The organism is Thermosporothrix hazakensis (assembly GCF_003253565.1).
In the GTDB taxonomy this organism is placed as follows: Bacteria; Chloroflexota; Ktedonobacteria; order Ktedonobacterales; family Ktedonobacteraceae; genus Thermosporothrix; species Thermosporothrix hazakensis.
The window spans coordinates 13,135-31,716 of sequence record NZ_QKUF01000004.1 but is presented as its reverse complement, the minus strand read 5'-3'; the positions used below and the strand labels follow the sequence as shown (position 1 = coordinate 31,716).

Here is an 18,582-nt window from a genome sequence, read left to right as displayed (position 1 = left end):
GCCTATGAAGAAAGAGGAGTTTCCAACTTTTCTCAATGAGCAGCCAACCATTATCTTCGGGCGTACCGGGCGGGAACTGTTGATTATTGTCTGTGGAGTTGTTGGCGGGTATTCGCTGTGGGTGAATTGTAGCGAGCTGCTTCCTGACCTGTGGTGGATGATTACATGCGCCATCCTGGCCGGGCTGGTTGTGCTGCTTTCTCTTATCATCGCATTGCTCCCGATCGCAGAACGCCCAATGGAAGAGTGGTTTATGTGCTGGTTGCTCTTTGTTTCGATGCCACGCCTCTATCTTTATAGGCCCTCTGAGGATGTGGCGGAGGATGAGAAGCCCTCGAAGGCGAAGAAAAAGAGCCCGAAGCAGCAGCCAAACGAGGAGGAAGATTTTCTAGAATGAGGGCTACGCTCAGAGAAGCGGTGTAAAAGGAGATAGCTATGTTTACGTTGCCTCGTACACCAAGTCAAATGTTTGGCGGCATTGGAAGCGTGCTCAAAAGCTTTGTCCGAGTGCGAGAAATTGTAGATGGGGTCGTTTGCCTGAATTTCGGGCGAAAAATGTATGAGTATCGCTCCATTATTAAGCTGACGACGTTAAATTTCTCTTTGATGTCTGAAGAGGATCAGGATGCTCTGATAGAAGGCTTCAAGGGCTTCTTGAACGGGTTGTCCTTCCCTGTCCAAATTTTGATTAAAAATCTGCCATATCGTCTAGATGAATATTTGAACTCGCTGGATAAAATTGATGATGAATTGTCGGATGTGATGCGCGATCATGCGCATTTCGTGCGGCAACTGGCCTCGCGCCGGGCGCTGATTAAGCGAAACTTCTATATTGTGATTCCGGCTGACCAGTCGATGACGCGCAACAAAGAGGAGGCGCTGCGCAATGCTCAGACACAGCTTCAACTGCGCTGTGATGAGCTGCTGCGCCAGCTTGAACGACTTGGGTTGTCAGGACACCGGCTGAATGATAAAGAGATTTTACATTTGTATCAATCCTCGTTTCTCTCAGAAGAGGCGAAGCTGTTCCCGATCTCTGATAACCTGATGGCGGGTGCCAACAACCTGATGGTCTCAGCGAAGGAACCGCAGGGAGAGAAGCCTGATCTTCAGACATTACTGGAAAAAGATGAAGATTATCTGCTGGAAGAAGAGAAGCCAGACAAGAAGCGAAAAAAGAAGAAGCAAAAGACAAAGAAACAGAAAACGCCCGATTTTGTCAGTGTTCCCGAGCTGATCGCGCCAAGCAGTATCGAGGTCTTTCCGTGGGCAGTGCGCATCGCGGGCGAGCTCGGGCATGAGTTTGTGCGAACGCTGGTATTTGTCAACTATCCCCGAAGCGCGTATCCGGGCTGGCTGGATGCGATTATCCAGGTGGATGAGCCAAACGTTGACTTCAGCCTGCATATCTCGCCTCTGCCACCACAGCAGGTCACGAGCCGCCTGGGACGCAAAGCGACGGAGTTTCGCGGTTCGGTGCTGGCCTCGCAGCGTCAGGGGAAGGCGCCCGATCCAAGCGCAGCGATCGCATTGCAGGATATTGAGGGCTTGCGGGAGCGCCTGGCACGCGGAGATGAGCGTATCTTCTCGCTGTCGCTCTTTGTGCAGGTGCGCGGACGCACCCGCCGGGAGTTGAGCGAGCGCAATAACCGCCTGGTTGCCGCAATCAGAAGCCTCGACTTTCGAGCATTGCCCGCGCACTGGCAGCATCATGCTGGCCTGCTCAGTTGTCTGCCGGATGGCGATAACCAGCTAGGGCGTGCCCGGCTATTTGGCACCAGCTCGGCGGCGACGTTCTATCCCTTTACCGGCAGTGATATCAGTATGGATAGCGGCGTGATGTTCGGTGTGCATCCCAATGGCAGCCTTGTGATCCTGAATCCCTTTAACAGCCAGGAGCTGGAAAACGCGAATATGGTCGTGTTCGCCAAGTCGGGTGCCGGGAAGAGCTTCTTCCTGAAAACGGTCTCGTGCCGCCTGCTGCCTACCTGTAACGTCTACGTGATCGACCCGGAGGCGGAATACAACAACCTGTGCGAACGGGTACACGGCCAATATGTGCGGCTCTCATCGGAGTCGCTCCAGTTGAACCCGTTCGATCTCTACGGGCGGCCCGATGCGCTGGAGGAGGATGAGGGCACCGATGAAGGCAACTTCTTCCGCGAGAAGATCCTGAACCTGATCACGTTCTTTGAGTTGCTGCTGTCGGATGAAGGGATACTTTCACAGAAAGAGAAGGCGTTCCTCTATCGCTGTCTGATCAAGACATACGAGAACCGCGGCATTACGATGGATCCGCGCACGCACCATCGCACGCCGCCCAATATGCAGGAATTCTTTGTCATTATGTCGAGCGCATCGCGTGGTGATAAGCGCTTTGGCGTCGGCGAAGATACGTTCGGGCTGAGTGACCGCCTGGAGCGCTATCTGCATCTCTTCCCGAGCCGAACCCGCGTGATTCTGGACAATCGCTTTGTGGACTTTAACATCCGGGAGTTGAACGACGCGCTCAAGCCGGTCGGGCTCTTCCTGATCACCGAGTTCCTCTGGACGAAGCTGCGCCAGGCACGACAGGAACGTGTGTTACAACGCCACTCGATCATTCTGATTGACGAGGCATGGCTGTTGATGCAGTTCCAGCAGGGGGCGAAGTTCCTGGCGGCATTTGCGCGGCGTATTCGTAAATATGGTGGCGGTCTCTGGTGTACAACGCAGAACTCTGATGACTTCCTGGGGTCAGAGGAGGGGCGCACGATCCTGGCAATGGCAACTATGAAGTTCTTAATGAAGCAGGACTCATCAACGATTGAGTCGGTGATGCGCACGTTCCGCCTGAGCCCGGGACAGCGAAACTTCTTGCTGGCAGCTCGGCGCGGTGAAGGGCTGTTCTCTACCAAGAGCTGGACGCCGATGGAGGTGGTCGCGTCGCCGAAAGAGGCCGAGATGGCGAACACGACGTTGACCCTGGCCTCATCTGTGCGAAGCACTGAAGCGTTGCTGGAAGAGTTAGAGCTAGAAGATCTGGAGCCCCCCTTGAACGGCTATAGCAAGAAGCATCCTGAGCGGGCATGAGGAGTGAGATTGTGCAGACGAAACGCACTTATTCTATTCCCTATCTGCCTGTCGTCACGCGCTGGCTTCTGCTTCTCGTCACAGGGGGACTGATGTTCTGGCTTGCGGGTGGCTGGCCACCCACAACCTGGGCCTTGCTGGTACAGTGCCTGATGAACTTTCAACCCTTATGGGAAAAGCATCAGGAAAGCCTGATTCTGCCGCTGGTGCTGCTGTGTATTCAATCGCTGTTCTTACTGGCGGCGTGGGGCCTGTGGGTCTGGCGTGTGTACCGTGAGCTTGCTATCCCGCGTCTGAGCGTAAAGGTCAGTGGCTTTGGCGCTTTCCGAAAACAACCGCCTGCGCCAGAGCAGGGAGCGCCACAGGCTGTCCCTGAGTTCAAGGAGCCGATCCCTGAGTTCAAAGTACCGGAGCCAATTGCGGAGTTCAAGGAGCCAATCCCGGAACCGCAAGCGCAGGAGTCAGCGCCGAAGTCGATGGTGGTTGATATGCTGGCAGAGAATCCCTTTGAGACTGAGGCAGAAGAGCCGGAGGTCCAGGAGAAGCCTGGAGTATCCTCTGAACAGCAGGCGGATATGCTGACGGAGAAACCTTTTCAGGCAGAAGTAGAAGAGCCCACCTCACCACAGCCAGCGGTACAGCCCCGGAAAGGGCCGCAAGTGGAAGCTCCACGTGAGCCAGTTGCGGTGCCTCCTGTGGCGAAAAAGTCCGACGATGAGGTGCTTCCTGAGGTGAAGCATGTGGAGCCAATCGAGGTGACGCGGGCGAATCCTTTTGCGACAACCAATCCCTTCGACGTGCAGAATGACCTGATCACGCTGTTCGGGCAGGAGAGCGCGATTGAGGAGGAGGCTGAAACGGAGCCAGAGCCCGGCGCGGACTCGCTCTACGTGTTTGGTGATCCGCTGGCCGGTCCACTACCGGACATCTTCTATCATGATGAGACGTTAAAGCGAGAACTGATAGAGGAAAAAGGTCAGGGGAAGAAAAAGAAGAAGGGTGAAGCGCACAGAGGCCAGAGCGTATAGGGCTCTGACCTCTGCCTGTTGCGCAAATAACTGTGCTAAAGGGGAGAAGAATCCTTTCCAGGGCTAATAGTGCCACTCCAGGGAAACGAATGAGAGAATGGACATCTCTCTCGATTGTTGTATTGCTATCTGTCGATTATTGGGCCTCAGGAAGAAGCAGGTAGCCATAATTGAGAACACAATAAATATAGACCCCACTCCCGCGTAGCTTCCCTCGGATCCTGTCGATGTGTTTATCCATCATGACACGTACCTTTTCATCAACGGTGTAATTGTAAGCATACCAGGCCAGATCTGCATAGGTGACGGGTGCTCCGCTGCGCAAAGGATAAAGCAGGCGGAATTCGGTTGCCGTAAAGGTAACAATGAGATTGCCGATGGTGACGGATCGCCGTTTGATATCCCATTGCAGTTCACTGATATGCAATGGCTTTTTTTCTGGTGTGCTTACGGATGCAAGGTACCACTTGGAAACGCCCATATGTCAACACTCCTTGTTTTACCGGACATTGAATGCACATCCTTGCGATGTAAGTGGTATGGAAACCAACAAGACTGTTTGCAATAGATAGTGCATGCTCCTATAGATCGTGCTCGTTATTGTGCATTGCCTCTCTATCCTTTAATATCGAGCCGTGGCATCTCTCTGCAACACTCTATGAGGAACCGATACAGAGATAGTTCTGTGCCTGGCTTATAGAATAGAATTTCATTTCTGGAAAAAGAAATGAACTATTTCACATTTTGAGACTTTTTCTGGAATCTCACTTCCAGAATTGGGGTAGGAGAGTGTGCTTCAAAGCTATAGCGAGACGCCGATTTTTATGGATTCACAGGGTAATCATGCCGGAAGCTCCAGAAATACTGCATGAACGATCAGGAGAGCAGGGAGACCTGCTTGCGCAAGGGACCTTCTGGTGTCATGCTATCCTCTTCCTCCTCCTGTGTGGACTCTTGAAGGGCGTCCTCGGGAAGTTGGAAGGTGGCAACAGAGTTATGCCACTGTTGAGCCAGCACAGAAAGCGAGTGAATGTATTGCGCTGTCGTGAGAATCGCGGTACTTGCATCATGGCTGCGTCGCGCAATGGCATAAAGATCCGAGATCATGCTTTCGGCCAGGGTGGCGTGTGACTGCGTCGAGTCGAGCAGGGATTTCAGCAATTGCTCCTGACGCTGTAGATCGGTTTGCAGGCGTTGGAGCATAGCGACAAGGTGCAGGTCGGATCCCTCATTGCGCAAAACGGTTACGTCCGCTGAAACGGCACGCAGGCCAGTATGCTGCTTGAGAGCGGTAAGCGCTTCGTGGACAATCTCGACATTGAGCTGTAGCGTATTGCTCAGGCGCTGCACAAAGGCGACCAGTTTTTCTACCGCCTCTGTGGTCTCAGAGAAGCGGAGCATCTGCGTTTCGGTGGTCCGCGCCAGTTCGACCGCGTTTGAGAGCAGCGTGTGAGTTTTCGTTTTGACTCGCCCGGTGGAGTAGCGTGTCCATTTTGCCAGATCAACCAGTTCTTCGATAAGAGCATTACAGATATCGCTGATGAGGCCGATGTCACCAGAAGTGGCGCTGGCGTGTACGCGGAGATCGCCTTCCATGACCGGCTTGATCTCGCCAATGAGCTTTTGCACGGCTTGTGTGGTGCGCTGGAACTCGTTCGCGGCGAACTGATTGCGGGCGGCTGTCTGCATCTGCGAGCTGATGTGCTCAAGCAGCGTGTTGATGGTATGGGTCAGCTCAAGCAGCGTCTCGTCTCCCTGAGGCGTTGCCCGTTGGCTAAGATCACCTGCGACATAGGCCCGACAGACCTCAGTCAGCGCTTGTTGCTGGCTGCGCGTGGTGCGCTGGAAGAACCAGAAAATAGCGAGTTCGGCAAGAAAGACCAGCACGCTGCTGAGAGCCAGGACCACAAGGAAGAGCACGCTATCAAGGTTGCGCATGCTGAGGATGCCAATAACCCAGAGCGCTGTAACAGGAAGCATTGCAGCAACAAGTATCTCAATGCGAAAAAGGGATGATTTCACGAAAAATGACTCCTTGCTTTTGTACTCCGTTATGCTTCTAAAGGTCGCTCAAAGAGCAGGGTTGCGTCGGGATCTCCTCCATTCGTGAGCGGCTTATGCGAGACCGGTTGTCGGGCTTGCAGGTGTGAGAACGCCTGCTGTTTCTTGATATAGAACGAGATGGGCTCTGCCTGTGCTTGCTCCTCGGCGGGCTGTTGCTGCTCGGGGAGATGAAGCGTTGAGGAGACGACCCGTGTTTGTTGTGGTTCGGCAAGGGCGCGTATCTGCTGGATTGTTTGCGCGATCTGGTTATAGGACGACGTATACAGCCGCTCCTGAAGCACATGAGCCAGCGCGGTAATCAGGGCCTGGGGCGACTGGAAGCGCCGTTCAGGGTCACGCTGAAGCGCATGGTTGATGACCAGTTCCAGGGCGACTGGTATTTCAGGCGCGATCTCATGTAACGAGGGGAGAGGCTCGTGCACGTGCTTACGAACCGTTTCGACAAAGGTTTCACCCATAAAGGGCGGTCTGCCGCTCAAGAGCTCAAAGAGGAGCACACCAAGCGAGTACACATCCGAGCGCTTATCACCTTCCGCGCCCCGGACGACTTCGGGTGCAAGGTATTCGGGTGCGCTGAGAAAACTGCCCGTAATGCTTTTCAGATGCTCGTAGGAGGCCAGGGAGAGTTTTTGGTCACTCAGGTTGGACGCACTGAGTATTTGCGGCTGGCCGAGCTTCATCACCTGAACCTCATCATCCTTGTTGAGGAAGATGGTATTTTTGTTCAGGTACAGAAAGACTCTGCCGCGCTCGTGAAGGTATTCGAGCAGGTCGGCCAGCCGGGTCAAGAGCTGGAGTGCGGCCTGCGCGGACCATTGTTTCTGATGCTTGAGGCGCGTTGTCAGAAGCTCGCCGGGTGCGTCGGGCGTAATGTGATAAAAGATACCCTCTTCTTCTCCGTAGCCGTAGAGCGGGAAGAGATGGGGGTGGCGGAGCGTGATAAGTTGTTCGCTTTCCTGTTCAAAACGGTCGCGAAACCGGTCACGAGCCTGTTTTGACATATTTTTGGGAAGGTGAAAGATGGTAACAATAACCTCTGGAAGAAGCCAGAGTTCTCGTGTGCGGGCGCGATAGATGCTCATACTGGATCCATGCTGTAAGAGATGTTCCAGCCGATATCCGCGAATCTTCCTTCCCAGATATGGATCAGACGATGCTGACATAATGATGGGCTCCTTTCTACCTGATTGCTGTACGGTAGCGTACAAGTGGCCCTTCTTCCCTCTCAGCCTTCAGTGCTTGTGCAGTATTTCTGATGCTCCTCAAGGGAGACGTGAGAATGATGCATGTAATAGTATGGTGCAAAATGGTTGCTCTCGATAGGGGGATACAGGGACAAATTCATTAAGTGTGGTTATCATTGAATGGGGATTCTCTTTATAGTGGGGAGAAGGCGAGAAAGTATAACAGGAAAGGCGGAAGATCCAGGCCCCGGGGTCTCCGGAGGGACTGGATCTTCACTCTATGGTTGCCGCCTGTTCAGAGAGCGTCAGCGCTTGCGCTTCCGCCAGCGAGGCAGGTTGTCGGCTTCCTCCTCCTGGAGGTGGGCCTTCAGCCTGTCAGAGAAACAGCGAGGCAGTTTGTCGGCCTCCTGTGAGAGATGTGCCAGCAGTTTGGTGTAGAAACAGTACGGCTGTTCGGCAGCGTTCTGCGAGAGTCGCTGCCACAGCTTGTCGGTCCACTTGTCCGACAGCCTGGTAGCTTTCTGGACGAAGCGAGCTTTCAGCTTGTCGGTCCACGTGCTCGGCTTCTGCGGCGTGGTCATGGGGGTAACCGTGGCGTACGCGCCGCGGGCGGCCTTCAGCCAACCACTCAGCGTGTACACTCCATCGATTCCCTTGTCGAGCCACTGCGGGAGCCGTGTCTTCGGCTTGTCGGGCTGTCCGTGAGCGCCGTTCTCCTGAGAGAGCAGGGCCATGCGCTTCTCGTAGTACCGACAGGCCAGCCTGGTGGCTTCCCGAACGAGTCGGGCCGTCAGTCGGTCGTAGCACCAGCGCGACAGCTCATCGGCCGCCGGCGGGAGCTGTGCCTTCAGTCGGTCGTAGCACTGCCGTGCCTGGTTGGTGCTTTCCCGGACGATGAGCGCCTTCAGCTTGCTGTACCACGTGCGCGGCGTCTCCTGCGAAGGAGTGACCGCCGGGGCCGTCGGTGTGACGACGGGCGAAGCCGCCGAAGAGCCCGCGCCGTCCTTCGTGCGCTGCGTTTGCAGCCAGATGATCAGCAGGTACACGACGCCACCGATCGTCATCTGCACGATGGACAGAGAGAGCGCGTAGGAGACCTTCTCCTTCGTGTGCCACATCCTGGCGTAGTTGTTGGCCGCCCACGTTGCCACGCTTGTGGCCAGCAGGCTGCCGAAGATGTTGAGGAGCTGCGAGAGGAGCACATCTTTGCTCCAGTGGTTGCGCTCTCCCCTGTTGAGCTGCCAGGGCCACTGGCCCGTAGCTTTCTTCCTCATCACCACTGCGCCCAGCAGCGAGGTGAAGGTACCGAAGCTGGTTGAGGCGACGATCACCCCTACTGTGAGCAGGAGCTTGTCCGGCAGCGCGATGGGGCCACGCGTCCCCACACCTGTGACGACGGCGATGGCGATCGCCATCACGAACGCGAGGCTTGCGATGGCGACGAAGCACAGCAGCTTCGTGGACTGGTTGACGAGCCACTTCACGAGTGAGTCACGCACTCGCGAGATGAATCCCTTACTGTTCTTCTTCCGGTGGTGATACACCTGAATCCTCTTCCCTTCTTCTTCCACGTTTTCCTTGCAGGTGATCTTCCCTTGTTCTGACACTTCCTCCTTCCCTTCTGTGAAATCTGCGTACGAGATCGCACACAGAAATCCGTCGAGAGGCAGCATGCCATAGGTGGTTGTTCAAGTCCTCGGTTCAGCGAGCCCTGTTGACAGGGGCGATCCTTGTGGGACGTGAACGGGACATATCCTTTGCGCATAGTAGTTCAGCGAGCCTTGTGGGCGCGAGCTACGGGTGCAAAGGTGAATTTGGATTGTAATAGTTAATTGTATGGATTCTGGCAGGAAAAGAAAAGGAGAATACAGGGACAAATGTCCCTATAGGGGGAAATCCTGGCGGGTTCTAGAAGGCATGCTGCGGCTTTCCAGGAGCGAGCTCATCGCCTCAGGAGTCTCGGGTAACAGTTTCCTGATTTGCCGGGCAAGAACAGCGTTCTGCTTTTTGTGAGTGATCGTTTGGAGGCCTCGCTGGCTGTTCGGGTTTCCCTGGGTCTGGCGCATCTCCCTCCACTCAATCGGAGGGAGATGCCGTGTCATGTGCGATGGGCGCTTAGAGCGCTCGTTTGAAGGAGTGGAATGGGGTCCAGTTGCCGCGTCCTTCATACTACGATACTATTGCTGCATATAGATCTCGCCAGCTACCACTGATGTGTCAAGGCGGAAGCGGTGTCGTGCTCTCGAACTGGCAAGCGAAAGCGCTTTCCCAGACCCGAAACTCAGAAGATGTTCTTGCTCTCATAGAGCTTCCAGGCGGCTTCCGCGTTCAGCGTATCCCAGGGAGCGGCCTGTGCTTGCTCTTTGCGCATCTGGCAGACTCCCACATAGCCAGACGCTTTTGAGCTGGCTTTATCGTAAAGCTGAAGCATAAACGAGTCCTGCCCGATGCGTTCCTGATTGTGCCAGATCAGCTTGTGCATCCGCAGGCATTCCTCCTTGATAGTGGCGACAGTACCTGTTCCATTCTGGAGCGTCTCTTCCATTGTCAGCTTCTTATCGGTATCGGTGTAGAAGGCGAAGAAAGCGTGTCCATAGCGTGTCGCCTGGGCGGCCTGTCGCTCTATTTGCCCTTCCAGGGTGAGCGGTAGGGTCGAGGTTGGCTGTGGGAGTGTCGTCGCTTGCTGTGCCGGTTGGGGGGTATTCGGAGCGCTACAGGCGAGCAGTGCTATGATGAGCAACGCAAAGGCAATCACATTTCCCTGTCGTAAGAGGCGCTGCTGAAAAGGTGAAGATGGGGCATACGATCTGTTTGCATGGAGTTGAGTTGAGCCCTTCTGGTGGTGTGGCATGCTCTTTTCCCTCTACAGATGAATATCGAAAGAAGAGATATCTTCTATAGAGTATGATGTATGAAGCACGAAAAAAGTGAAGTGGTGACGGTAACTATAGCAGGATGTGGGTGTTCCGCGCTGTTTTCGCTTGTGAGCTGAATGCGTTCTGTCTCCATGAGATGGATCTATCCTTTCTTAGTTGGCTTGGCGTGAGCGGGCTTGAGGCGGGCAACGAACCATATCGGGATCAAACTTGTCACCCGGACCAGACCGATACCAACACCCACGATAATGAGTAGCGTTTGCGGATTCAAGGTGGCCACTGATAGGCGTGCTGCCTCGATGAGGTTCCTGGCTGTATCGCTGGTTGTGCCGGTACTCTCGTTACTGCCGTCTGATGAGATTATGTTTGTTACGAAGTACTATACGTGAGCATTGTGAGGATCTTGTGAGGAAAATGACAGGAAATGATGAGGAAGAAAAGAGAGAAGGTGCACCACTCTTCTAAAAATGATGCACTACTTGCCATGAAGCCACGAATGCATGCGTCAGGCGGCGGTTGCTCCTAGCGCGAAGGCGCATACAATAATCAGCAGGACCAGCGCGGCAATCGCGGCGAACTGATACTCCCGTTTTGTGAGGAAAGCAACCAGCATCGTGATGATGCGCAGCACCGGCAACAGGATAATGACGGCGATACCGGCTGTGACGAGCGAGAGGTTTCCAAATCCGAAGGGAAGAGGAATGGCCAGGTTCTGGCCCAGGAATGTGCAGAGCAACCAGATTGTCAGGAGCGCCGACGCGATCCCTGTTCCCGAATTTAAAAGCCACGCCAGGATGAAATCAAGGCGAGCAGGTTTTCTCTTCATCAATCACCCTCCGGGCATGAGTTGTACACCAAAAGCGCTGAGCAGCATTTGCACTGCCAGAATGACCAGCACCGCGACAAAGAGCCAGCGAACTTTCTCGTTCGAGATGGCCATCAGGATGCGCGCCCCCAGAATCGCCCCCACAACTGATCCCAGTGCAACGGGGCCAGCAATCGGGCCAACAATGTCACCTCGCACGAAATACGCTCCTGCGCTGGCGGTAGCGGTGACGCCGATCATAAAATTCGACGTTGCCGATGATACCTTGATCGGGAGGCGGAGCGCTGTATCCATCGCTGGAATCTTGAGTACACCGCTGCCGATGCCGAGAAGCGCCGAGAGCAGCCCCGCTCCATACATCAGAGTCAAGCCCAGAGGCAGATGTTGTACCTGATAGGGGATATCGCGTCCCTGTGCAGGATCTGGATAGCTGGCATCCAATCTTCGTGCCCACTGGTGCGAAGCATGTGCTGTTGCCACCGCTTCGGGCTCTTTCCGGCGAGCGAGCATCTGTTGCGCCGAGATAAGCAGGACGACGGCAAAGATGAAGAAAAGGAAGGGCGTCGGTAACAGCCCCGAGAGAAATACGCCGGTCAGGGCGCCGAGCGTTGTGCAGGTTTCCAGCACAATCGCGAGACGAACATTGGTCAGGCGGCCCTTAAGAAAAGGGGCGGCACTGCCACAGGAACAGGCGATGACGGAAACCAGGCTTGCGCCTATCGCCTGATGAATATTGATGTGCCCGAATATAGTAAGAATGGGAACGATGAAAATGCCACCTGCCATGCCCAACATACCACCAAGCGCACTGGCTCCCAGAGCGGCAGCAAACAACCAGAGCATGTGTGTCACCTCAGGCATTATGCTCCTGCGCTTTCTTTGTTGATCGGCGTGCGAGTTGTGTCACGAAGCGGATTTGATCGCCTCGATAGTGGAGCTTTTCGTAATCAACCGGTCGATTCCCTTCCGTATATGAAGTTCGCTCAATGAGGAAGATGGGGCTCCCGACCTCGATTTCGAGTGCCTCCGCCACAACGGGGCTGGCTGCGACCGCTTCCATTTGATATTTTGCCTCGATCAGAGGTGTCTCATATTTCTGTTCAAGCAAGGTGAAAATGGGGTCGGTTTCAAGATTTTCGGCTAGAATCTTCTCACCGAGTTCCCTCGGGAGATACGTTTCGTCAAAGGAAACGGGGATATTGTCGGCCAGACGAACGCGGTAAATCTGTACCACAGGCGTTCCTTCGGGCACAATCAACTGACGCGCTACAACGTCGTTTGCCGCGACAATCTGCCTCCCGAGGACTTTCGCAGTTGGCGTGCGGCCCTGTACCTGCATGTCCTCCACAAAGCCGGTCAGCTCGGTCAGTTCCTGTGTGATTTTAGGAAGGGTGACAAAGGTGCCTTTCCCGCGCCGAATCTCGACAAGCCCTTGCTGGAGCAAGCTTTGAATCGTTTTCCGAATCGTAGTTCGGCTGACATCAAACTCCTTGATCAGCTCCTCTTCGGTTGGTAACTGGCTCCCGGGCGGTAATTCCCCGCTGGTAATACGCGCGAGAAGGGTGTCTTCTACCTGTACATACAATGGGATACGGCTATTCTTGTTTGTCATCATAGCGATATAGTAACATAATTACGTCGTCCTGTCTATGAACAAAGCGAATGTGGAATGGCGGAGCGCCGAGGTCCCGGGAGATGATGAGTTGTATGCTGTATGCCTCTGCAGAGAAACAACACCTCTGCTTTGTTCAGATGCTATTTCAGCGAAATAGGAGCGGGTATAGCGTGTTTGGAATGCAGGAGTGTTTCATTGCGTGCTACAGCGGGATGAAACTGTCTCTTTCCCTTGACAGCGCAGCGCACTTTCCAGTAATATGGCTGAAAGTTTTTTCTGGTGTTCATATAATAGTTCATTATGTTCATTGAACAGAGAGGCTGTGCAACTGTAATGAGCGAAGAGACCCGAAAAAAGGTTGTGTTGCGTCAGGTTGCCGCGCGGGCGGGCGTTTCTCTTGGAACGGCCTCAAACGTCTTTGCGGGAAGAAGTGGTGTTTCACAGAAGGCGCGTGAGGCGGTATTGAAGGCCGCGGATGAACTGGGATATCATCCTGCCCCACGGACTCCTGAGCCCGCGACAAAGACGCTCGGTTTTCTTTTGCGTTCCGCGCTTGAGATTCCTCTTCCAATCAATCAGTTCTATTCTTATGTTCTCTCTGGCGCTGAACAGGCCTGTACTGAACGTGGTCTCAGTCTCCTCTATGGCACGCTGGATGCGGAGACAAAGAGCATGACAGCCATGCCGGCCATGATTCAGCGCAGGCAGGTAGATGGGTTGTTGGTCGTTGGCTATTTTTCCACAGAATGCTTTACACTGCTGCGAGATACTGGCATACCGTTTGTGATGGTTGACCAGAGCGATGCCGCGTTCGAGGTTGATAGCGTTGTCAGCGACAATGAGCGTGGGGGGTACCTTGCAACGACCTATCTCCTTCAACATGTTCCTCATCCGATACCCGCGATGATTATGGGGCTGCCAAATCGCTCTAGCTTTTATGAGCGCTGGCTTGGTTATCGGCGGGCGTTGGCTGAATACAGCCTCCCCTATGACGAACGCTATGTCTGTCAGGTGAAGAGCGCGGCGGAGGAAGGGTATCACGCGATGAAGACGTTGCTGGATTTGCCGAAGCCACCCAACGCCATTTTCTGTAGTAACGATCAGGCGGCTATCGGAGCCTTAAACGCGCTGCACGAGCGTGGAATAGCTGTTCCTGATGAGTGTTCCATTATCGGTTTTGATGATATCGATATGGCAGCGCACACAACGCCGCCGCTGACCACTATTCGGGTAGATAAAGCCTTGCTAGGAGCGGAAGGAGTGCGATTATTGCTTGATCGGCTTGCGCATCCCGAGATGGCCGCACGTCGTACCACCATTTCCGTTAAGCTGATAGAACGTGAGTCTGTGAGCATATCGAAGGCTTGAAAGGCACAAAGAGAAAGGAAGAATGCAGGTGTTCACATTAGGAGTGAATTACTGGCCGCGCAAGAAGGCCATGTACTGGTGGAAAGATTTTGATCGAGTTGAAGTCGGGCAGGAGTTCGCGGAAATCGCGGCTCTCAAGTTGCAGGTTGCCCGTATTTTTCTCTTCTGGGAAGATTTTCAGCCCGCGCCTGATCGCGTGAGTGAAGAGGCGCTGGCGAATCTGGGAACGGTGCTCGATGTGGCCCGGGAGGTGGGTATTCAGGTGATGCCGACCTTCTTTACCGGCCACATGTCCGGGGCGAACTGGTGGCCTGCGTGGGCTCTGCTTGATGAGGAGGCTGATACCGGTCATCCGCCTCGTCTTTCCAACGGAGTGTATACGCTGCGCCTGGGACGGGACCCGTACACTGATCCCCTGATGCTTGAGGCAGAACGCACGTTGGTGGCGGCGGTCTGTGGGCGCTACGGAGAGCATCCGGCTGTCTATTCGTGGAACTTCTCCAACGAGCCGGATCTGTTCGCGAAGCCAAAAGACGTGCGGGATAGTGCGAACTGGAACAGATTGTTGAGTCAGGAAGTGCGCAAATATTCATCGCGTCCGGTGAGTGCAGGCATGCATTTACCACTTCTGACAAGCCATAATGGTTTTCGTCCTGATCTGCTGGCACCTCATAATGACTTCCTCTCGATGCATGCGTACAGCATCTACTACGATCTGATCCGCAACTCCGATCCGCTGAACAGCGACGTCGTGCCACTTGCCAATCTGGTTGTCGAGGCTCTGGGAGGCAAGCCTGTTTTGTTTGAAGAGTTTGGCTATGCCAGCTCGGAACATGGAGACGTTTCAGAGTATATCTCAATTGAGCGAGCCGGGAAGCAGATCAGCCAGTATCTGGCTTCCGATGAGGATGGAGGGCGCTACTATCGCGAGGTATTAGAGAAACTGGCGCGTTGTGGCTCTCTGGGCGCTTTTGGCTGGATGTTCTCTGACTATGATCCTTCGTTGTGGGAGAAGCCGCCTTTCAAGCTCAATGTGCATGAACGTTTCTTTGGCCTGACGCGCTATGATGGAACGGTCAAGCCCTCGGGTGAAGCCATGCGTGATTTCGCGCAGCGCGTTGCCGCGAACGAGATTCCGCAGCGGACGATCAGCCCGCTACAGCTCAACGTTGAGGAATGGTATCGTGACCCGGAAGGGAGCTTTGACCGGCTCTTTGAGCAGTGGCGCGGGCGCATCTAAGCTCTATCCAGACACCGGGGGAAGTGAATGCATGCTTCCCCCCTCTCAAGAGAACAACACTCCCCACCTTTTTTTGATTGAAGGGGGCTTTCAAGAGTGGAGCACAATTGTGATGGTGACCCTCTTCTCCGTCTCAGCAATAACGAGCAGGCTCATTTATACGCCCCAGAGCAGGATATTCCCGGTGTAGGCATCGAAAATCAGAAAGCCATTCTTTTGTGTGAGAGCATCTTTTTGGGGTATAACCATATGCATATGCGTGAGCGTAAATGAGCCCTGTATCTCTACCATACAAACCAGACTATCCATGTTTCGACCGATATCTTCACCTCCTAGACGCTTGCTGGCTTCCTGCGCAGTCATAAATTGAAGCGTTTTGATTGTGATGGCCGTGCCCGGAGCGGTCGTACCGCCAATAAAGCCGTTTCTGGCGATATAGTCTTTGACATCCTGTTCGGTGAAAGAAGGCCGGGTCTTGCCGTCGCTTTGCAAGCGGGGGGGAATAGCCGGGAGGCCGACAGCGCTCAGTGGGTGCCGGGGTGTTGCCTGTGATGATGGGCTTGTGGCTGAAGCATCTCCTGAGAGCAAAAGGAGGCAACAAAGGCCGGAAAGAAGAAAGAAAGCGAATGCAGAGGTAATCGTAGAGAAACGCATGGATTCCTCCTCTCTAAAAATCTAATAAGAATAAGCTATCAGCTATTTTTGAGCAATTGAGGCTGCACATTGAAATATTCTCAAAATATAGCATAAATGAAAAATAGTGACAATACGTTTTTATCTTTTTAACAGGGATAGTTGCAGTTTCTCAAAAGAAGGAAGAAGAAGAGGAGGCTACCAGAGCCTCCTCAATCAAGCGTTATTTCTGAAGAGAAAGGGTGAGCCAGTCTTTACCCTTGTCTGTAAGCAGGCGGCTTTTCGGCGATTCAACGAAGGTATCCGTAAGCAGGGTGAGTGATCCAAGTGCAATCGTACGTGGCGCCCTGACTGTATATTTAGCTTGCACCTCGATCTGGCTGGTATGCCATTGTTTAAACTGCATCGGTGCCAGTAACTCGTCTCCAGGAGCTGCATTGCTCACTGTGCACTGGACTCCTTGCTGCTTCCCGCCTGGACCTTTCGCAACAAAGCTATAAATATAGGTTGTGCGCCATTGGGTCGGTGCATTCCGGGTAAAGCGCCAGCGCGAGACAAAGACGGTTGCATTGGTTTTGAGTTTCTGCATGACTGATTCTTCCGCCTGTAGATGCTGCTGGAAGCCTGCCTGTGTGCTCGTAGTGGAGGCATTGCCCTGAACCGTATACAGGTGAAATGGCTCACCACGCAGCCGGGCGACATCTCCTTGATGCTGTCCATGTCCGAACTGAGTTGCAAGAGCTTCAGTGTTCCGATGCAGAGGAGGGACAACCAGGACGGCCCTTTCATCAGGAGAACCGGGCAGCATCAAACACGACGTGCTCACCAGCGTGACGGGAATATGTGACTGATAGGTCAGGACGCGCATCGTGTCTTCCGTTTTGACGTTGAACAGCACATAGATTCGCTTGATGTGTTGCTTGAGCGCGAGCTGTTCTGCTTGACGAATCACCTGCTGAAGCGTTACATCAACATCGGCATAGATCCTTCCTCTGACGAAATCCAGGATCATAAGGGAAGAGCCTGCACCTTGCATGACAACCAGCAGAATACTGATTGCGACAATGGCTCCTCGACCGAACGTCTCCCATCCCTGCCAGCGTTTAAGCCACTCAACGACCCAGGTGAAAAGGAGCGCGATGAAGAGATATTGACCGGGAAAGAAGACAATAAAATAATGTGGATAAATGGGGAGACTCTGCCGTCGCAGGGCAAATAAGGGCACAAGCTGCCATGCTAGTAATAACAGGAGACCGCAGCGATAGGGATCTTTACATAGCGTGGTATAGTAGCTGACACACCAGCGCCAGACCTGTTGAAGCGGAGCCAAACCCTTTTCAACTGGAACACGGATCAAGAGCGCTTTCCCGAGAGCAACCACCATACCACCAATCTCACAGAGCAGCAGGAGATACTTGATCTTGGTGAGCCAGTGCCAGTGGGGGAGAAGGCGCGAGCCGACCGGTGGGATATCGTTCATGAATGAGGCATAAGGGCTGAGTCCAAGTGTGTAGTAGTAGTAAGTAAACTGCGATGTATCTTCCCAGGTATACTTCTTCTGAAAATCGAGATAGGCATGCAGATCATAGAGATGCGAGCTATATTCCCAGTAGAAAAAGGGGGCGTAGAGCAAGAGAGAGACAACGATACCGAGTAGAATATCCCACCAGCGTAATGTTTTCCATGCCAGCACAACAGCCAGGGCCAGCATTGCAAGGAGCATTGCACCGGTACTATGGAGCTGAGCCATCCAGGCGATCAGAATTAATGCGGGCGCAAACCAGCCGCTGCGCCTGCGAACAACTCCCTGAAAGAGCACGATCAGAAAGAGCATCAGAAAGAAGGGTAACAGGTTCTGTTGCCAGGAGAAGCGAGAGTAATAGACCGCTCGTGCCGCAGTGGCAAAGAGCAGCGCCGCAATGGTTGCAGGAAACCGGCCATAGTAGCACCGCACAAAGAAATAACAGAGCAAAACTGCCGCGACATTGAATAGCGCGATAAATAGAGCAGCTCCGAATGGATTTGCACCAAACGCCGCCGGGATCATCATCATATAGAGAATGGCTGGTGGATTAAGTATCCGAATGGAAGAGAGAATGCCGGTTGCCGGAAGCTGTCCGTTATGGATAGCTTCATAGGCCAGGCCGAACAGTTTTGCCTGATCAGTATCAAACTGGGTGGTATCCAGCCGGATGAACCTCAGTCCAACTGTTACCAAAAGCAGGGCGTAGATTTCCCAGCAGAGATACCAGGGCCTGCTTACCGAAAACGAAGCAGCAGCCTTCTCCTCTCGCTGCTGCCTTGATATGATTTGTTCATTTAGTTCTATCAATGTAGAATACACCTTTCTAAGTGTGTCCCGAGCGCCCGGACAGCAAGTTTGGGGGCTGCAATTAGGGTTAAGAAAGAAGATACGAATGGACGCCGGAACAGAGAGCATGTTTAATCCCTCTCCTACATGTGTCTTTATTGTCGTACTTTATCAACTGTCTGGCTGCAAGGCTTGAGACAAGCCTGCAAACGGCAAGCCACAGTGAGTAACAGGCAAAAAAGACACATCCATGCTTGAAAAGCCCTCTCTTGTGTGAATAGAACGCTGTACTCCGATGTCACAGTATTCTGGCTGTTCCTCAATCCTTTCAGTATCCTGTGTATTTGGCGGTCGGATGCAGGTGT

Annotated in this window: 17 protein-coding genes; 5 read left to right on the top strand and 12 right to left on the bottom strand. The window is 53.6% G+C overall.

Features of this window, described 5'->3' with window-relative positions:
- Nucleotides 1–4 precede the first annotated feature (4 nt).
- From EI42_RS08265 to EI42_RS08255, 3 genes are read left to right on the top strand one after another with little or no spacing between them, the layout of a single operon-like run.
- Nucleotides 5–397 (top strand): PrgI family protein, encoded by a 393-nt coding sequence (locus tag EI42_RS08265; protein ID WP_111320762.1) that lies wholly within the window; start codon nucleotides 5–7, stop codon nucleotides 395–397.
- A gap of 38 nt (nucleotides 398–435) precedes the next feature.
- Nucleotides 436–3,072: a VirB4 family type IV secretion system protein gene (locus tag EI42_RS08260; protein ID WP_111320760.1), complete on the top strand. Its 2,637-nt coding sequence runs from the start codon at nucleotides 436–438 to the stop codon at nucleotides 3,070–3,072.
- An 11-nt stretch (nucleotides 3,073–3,083) separates the two neighbouring features.
- A complete protein-coding gene (locus EI42_RS08255) occupies nucleotides 3,084–4,100 on the top strand; it encodes a hypothetical protein (protein WP_137686277.1) in 1,017 nt (338 codons plus the stop codon).
- A gap of 136 nt (nucleotides 4,101–4,236) precedes the next feature.
- On the opposite strand, the gene EI42_RS08250 is transcribed toward EI42_RS08255, so the two are convergent.
- From EI42_RS08250 to EI42_RS08210, 10 genes are all read right to left on the bottom strand, one after another.
- Nucleotides 4,237–4,581, bottom strand: coding sequence for a response regulator (locus EI42_RS08250; protein ID WP_111320756.1), 345 nt, complete (start codon nucleotides 4,579–4,581; stop codon nucleotides 4,237–4,239).
- A 395-nt stretch (nucleotides 4,582–4,976) separates the two neighbouring features.
- Nucleotides 4,977–6,122, bottom strand: a complete 1,146-nt coding sequence (locus tag EI42_RS08245) for a methyl-accepting chemotaxis protein (protein WP_111320754.1) — start codon at nucleotides 6,120–6,122, stop codon at nucleotides 4,977–4,979.
- 29 nt (nucleotides 6,123–6,151) lie between these two features.
- Nucleotides 6,152–7,327 carry a serine/threonine protein kinase gene (locus EI42_RS08240; RefSeq protein ID WP_111320752.1) on the bottom strand — a complete coding sequence of 392 codons (1,176 nt, stop codon included), beginning with the start codon at nucleotides 7,325–7,327 and terminating at the stop codon, nucleotides 6,152–6,154.
- A 326-nt stretch (nucleotides 7,328–7,653) separates the two neighbouring features.
- Nucleotides 7,654–8,955 carry a hypothetical protein gene (locus tag EI42_RS08235; RefSeq protein WP_137686276.1) on the bottom strand — a complete coding sequence of 434 codons (1,302 nt, stop codon included), beginning with the start codon at nucleotides 8,953–8,955 and terminating at the stop codon, nucleotides 7,654–7,656.
- A 276-nt stretch (nucleotides 8,956–9,231) separates the two neighbouring features.
- Nucleotides 9,232–9,450 (bottom strand): hypothetical protein, encoded by a 219-nt coding sequence (locus tag EI42_RS33150; protein WP_211326079.1) that lies wholly within the window; start codon nucleotides 9,448–9,450, stop codon nucleotides 9,232–9,234.
- A gap of 179 nt (nucleotides 9,451–9,629) precedes the next feature.
- Nucleotides 9,630–10,199 carry a hypothetical protein gene (locus EI42_RS08225; RefSeq protein ID WP_111320746.1) on the bottom strand — a complete coding sequence of 190 codons (570 nt, stop codon included), beginning with the start codon at nucleotides 10,197–10,199 and terminating at the stop codon, nucleotides 9,630–9,632.
- A gap of 167 nt (nucleotides 10,200–10,366) precedes the next feature.
- Nucleotides 10,367–10,504: a hypothetical protein gene (locus EI42_RS32385; RefSeq protein WP_170142459.1), complete on the bottom strand. Its 138-nt coding sequence runs from the start codon at nucleotides 10,502–10,504 to the stop codon at nucleotides 10,367–10,369.
- Nucleotides 10,505–10,729: 225 nt separating this feature from the next.
- Complete coding sequence (locus tag EI42_RS08220; protein ID WP_111320744.1) at nucleotides 10,730–11,050, bottom strand: DUF1634 domain-containing protein; 321 nt, start codon at nucleotides 11,048–11,050, stop codon at nucleotides 10,730–10,732.
- Nucleotides 11,051–11,053: 3 nt separating this feature from the next.
- Nucleotides 11,054–11,911 carry a sulfite exporter TauE/SafE family protein gene (locus tag EI42_RS08215; protein WP_111320742.1) on the bottom strand — a complete coding sequence of 286 codons (858 nt, stop codon included), beginning with the start codon at nucleotides 11,909–11,911 and terminating at the stop codon, nucleotides 11,054–11,056.
- Entirely contained in the window at nucleotides 11,904–12,662 is a 759-nt protein-coding gene (locus tag EI42_RS08210) for a UTRA domain-containing protein (protein WP_170142498.1), read from the bottom strand. Before EI42_RS08210 ends, EI42_RS08215 begins: the two co-directional genes overlap by 8 nt.
- 336 nt (nucleotides 12,663–12,998) lie before the next feature.
- On the opposite strand from EI42_RS08210, the gene EI42_RS08205 reads away from it, so the two are divergent.
- Nucleotides 12,999–14,033 (top strand): LacI family DNA-binding transcriptional regulator, encoded by a 1,035-nt coding sequence (locus EI42_RS08205; protein ID WP_170142458.1) that lies wholly within the window; start codon nucleotides 12,999–13,001, stop codon nucleotides 14,031–14,033.
- A gap of 22 nt (nucleotides 14,034–14,055) precedes the next feature.
- The gene (locus EI42_RS08200; RefSeq protein WP_111320736.1) at nucleotides 14,056–15,273 is read left to right on the top strand and encodes a glycoside hydrolase 5 family protein; all 1,218 of its coding nucleotides are present in this window, start codon (nucleotides 14,056–14,058) and stop codon (nucleotides 15,271–15,273) included.
- 156 nt (nucleotides 15,274–15,429) lie between these two features.
- On the opposite strand, the gene EI42_RS08195 is transcribed toward EI42_RS08200, so the two are convergent.
- Nucleotides 15,430–15,927 carry a hypothetical protein gene (locus tag EI42_RS08195; RefSeq protein ID WP_111320734.1) on the bottom strand — a complete coding sequence of 166 codons (498 nt, stop codon included), beginning with the start codon at nucleotides 15,925–15,927 and terminating at the stop codon, nucleotides 15,430–15,432.
- A gap of 202 nt (nucleotides 15,928–16,129) precedes the next feature.
- Nucleotides 16,130–18,238: an ArnT family glycosyltransferase gene (locus EI42_RS08190; RefSeq protein WP_170142457.1), complete on the bottom strand. Its 2,109-nt coding sequence runs from the start codon at nucleotides 18,236–18,238 to the stop codon at nucleotides 16,130–16,132.
- Nucleotides 18,239–18,582: the final 344 nt, after the last annotated feature.

Excerpts from the sequence above, each read along its gene's own strand:
- EI42_RS08265 (WP_111320762.1), top strand. The coding sequence starts at position 5 with ATGAAGAAAGAGGAGTTTCCAACTTTTCTCAATGAGCAGCCAACCATT.
- EI42_RS08260 (WP_111320760.1), top strand. The coding sequence starts at position 436 with ATGTTTACGTTGCCTCGTACACCAAGTCAAATGTTTGGCGGCATTGGA.
- EI42_RS08250 (WP_111320756.1), bottom strand. The coding sequence starts at position 4,581 with ATGGGCGTTTCCAAGTGGTACCTTGCATCCGTAAGCACACCAGAAAAA.
- EI42_RS08240 (WP_111320752.1), bottom strand. The coding sequence starts at position 7,327 with ATGTCAGCATCGTCTGATCCATATCTGGGAAGGAAGATTCGCGGATAT.
- EI42_RS33150 (WP_211326079.1), bottom strand. The coding sequence starts at position 9,450 with ATGACACGGCATCTCCCTCCGATTGAGTGGAGGGAGATGCGCCAGACC.
- EI42_RS08225 (WP_111320746.1), bottom strand. The coding sequence starts at position 10,199 with ATGCCACACCACCAGAAGGGCTCAACTCAACTCCATGCAAACAGATCG.
- EI42_RS08220 (WP_111320744.1), bottom strand. The coding sequence starts at position 11,050 with ATGAAGAGAAAACCTGCTCGCCTTGATTTCATCCTGGCGTGGCTTTTA.
- EI42_RS08215 (WP_111320742.1), bottom strand. The coding sequence starts at position 11,911 with ATGCCTGAGGTGACACACATGCTCTGGTTGTTTGCTGCCGCTCTGGGA.
- EI42_RS08210 (WP_170142498.1), bottom strand. The coding sequence starts at position 12,662 with ATGACAAACAAGAATAGCCGTATCCCATTGTATGTACAGGTAGAAGAC.
- EI42_RS08205 (WP_170142458.1), top strand. The coding sequence starts at position 12,999 with ATGAGCGAAGAGACCCGAAAAAAGGTTGTGTTGCGTCAGGTTGCCGCG.
- EI42_RS08200 (WP_111320736.1), top strand. The coding sequence starts at position 14,056 with ATGCAGGTGTTCACATTAGGAGTGAATTACTGGCCGCGCAAGAAGGCC.
- EI42_RS08195 (WP_111320734.1), bottom strand. The coding sequence starts at position 15,927 with ATGCGTTTCTCTACGATTACCTCTGCATTCGCTTTCTTTCTTCTTTCC.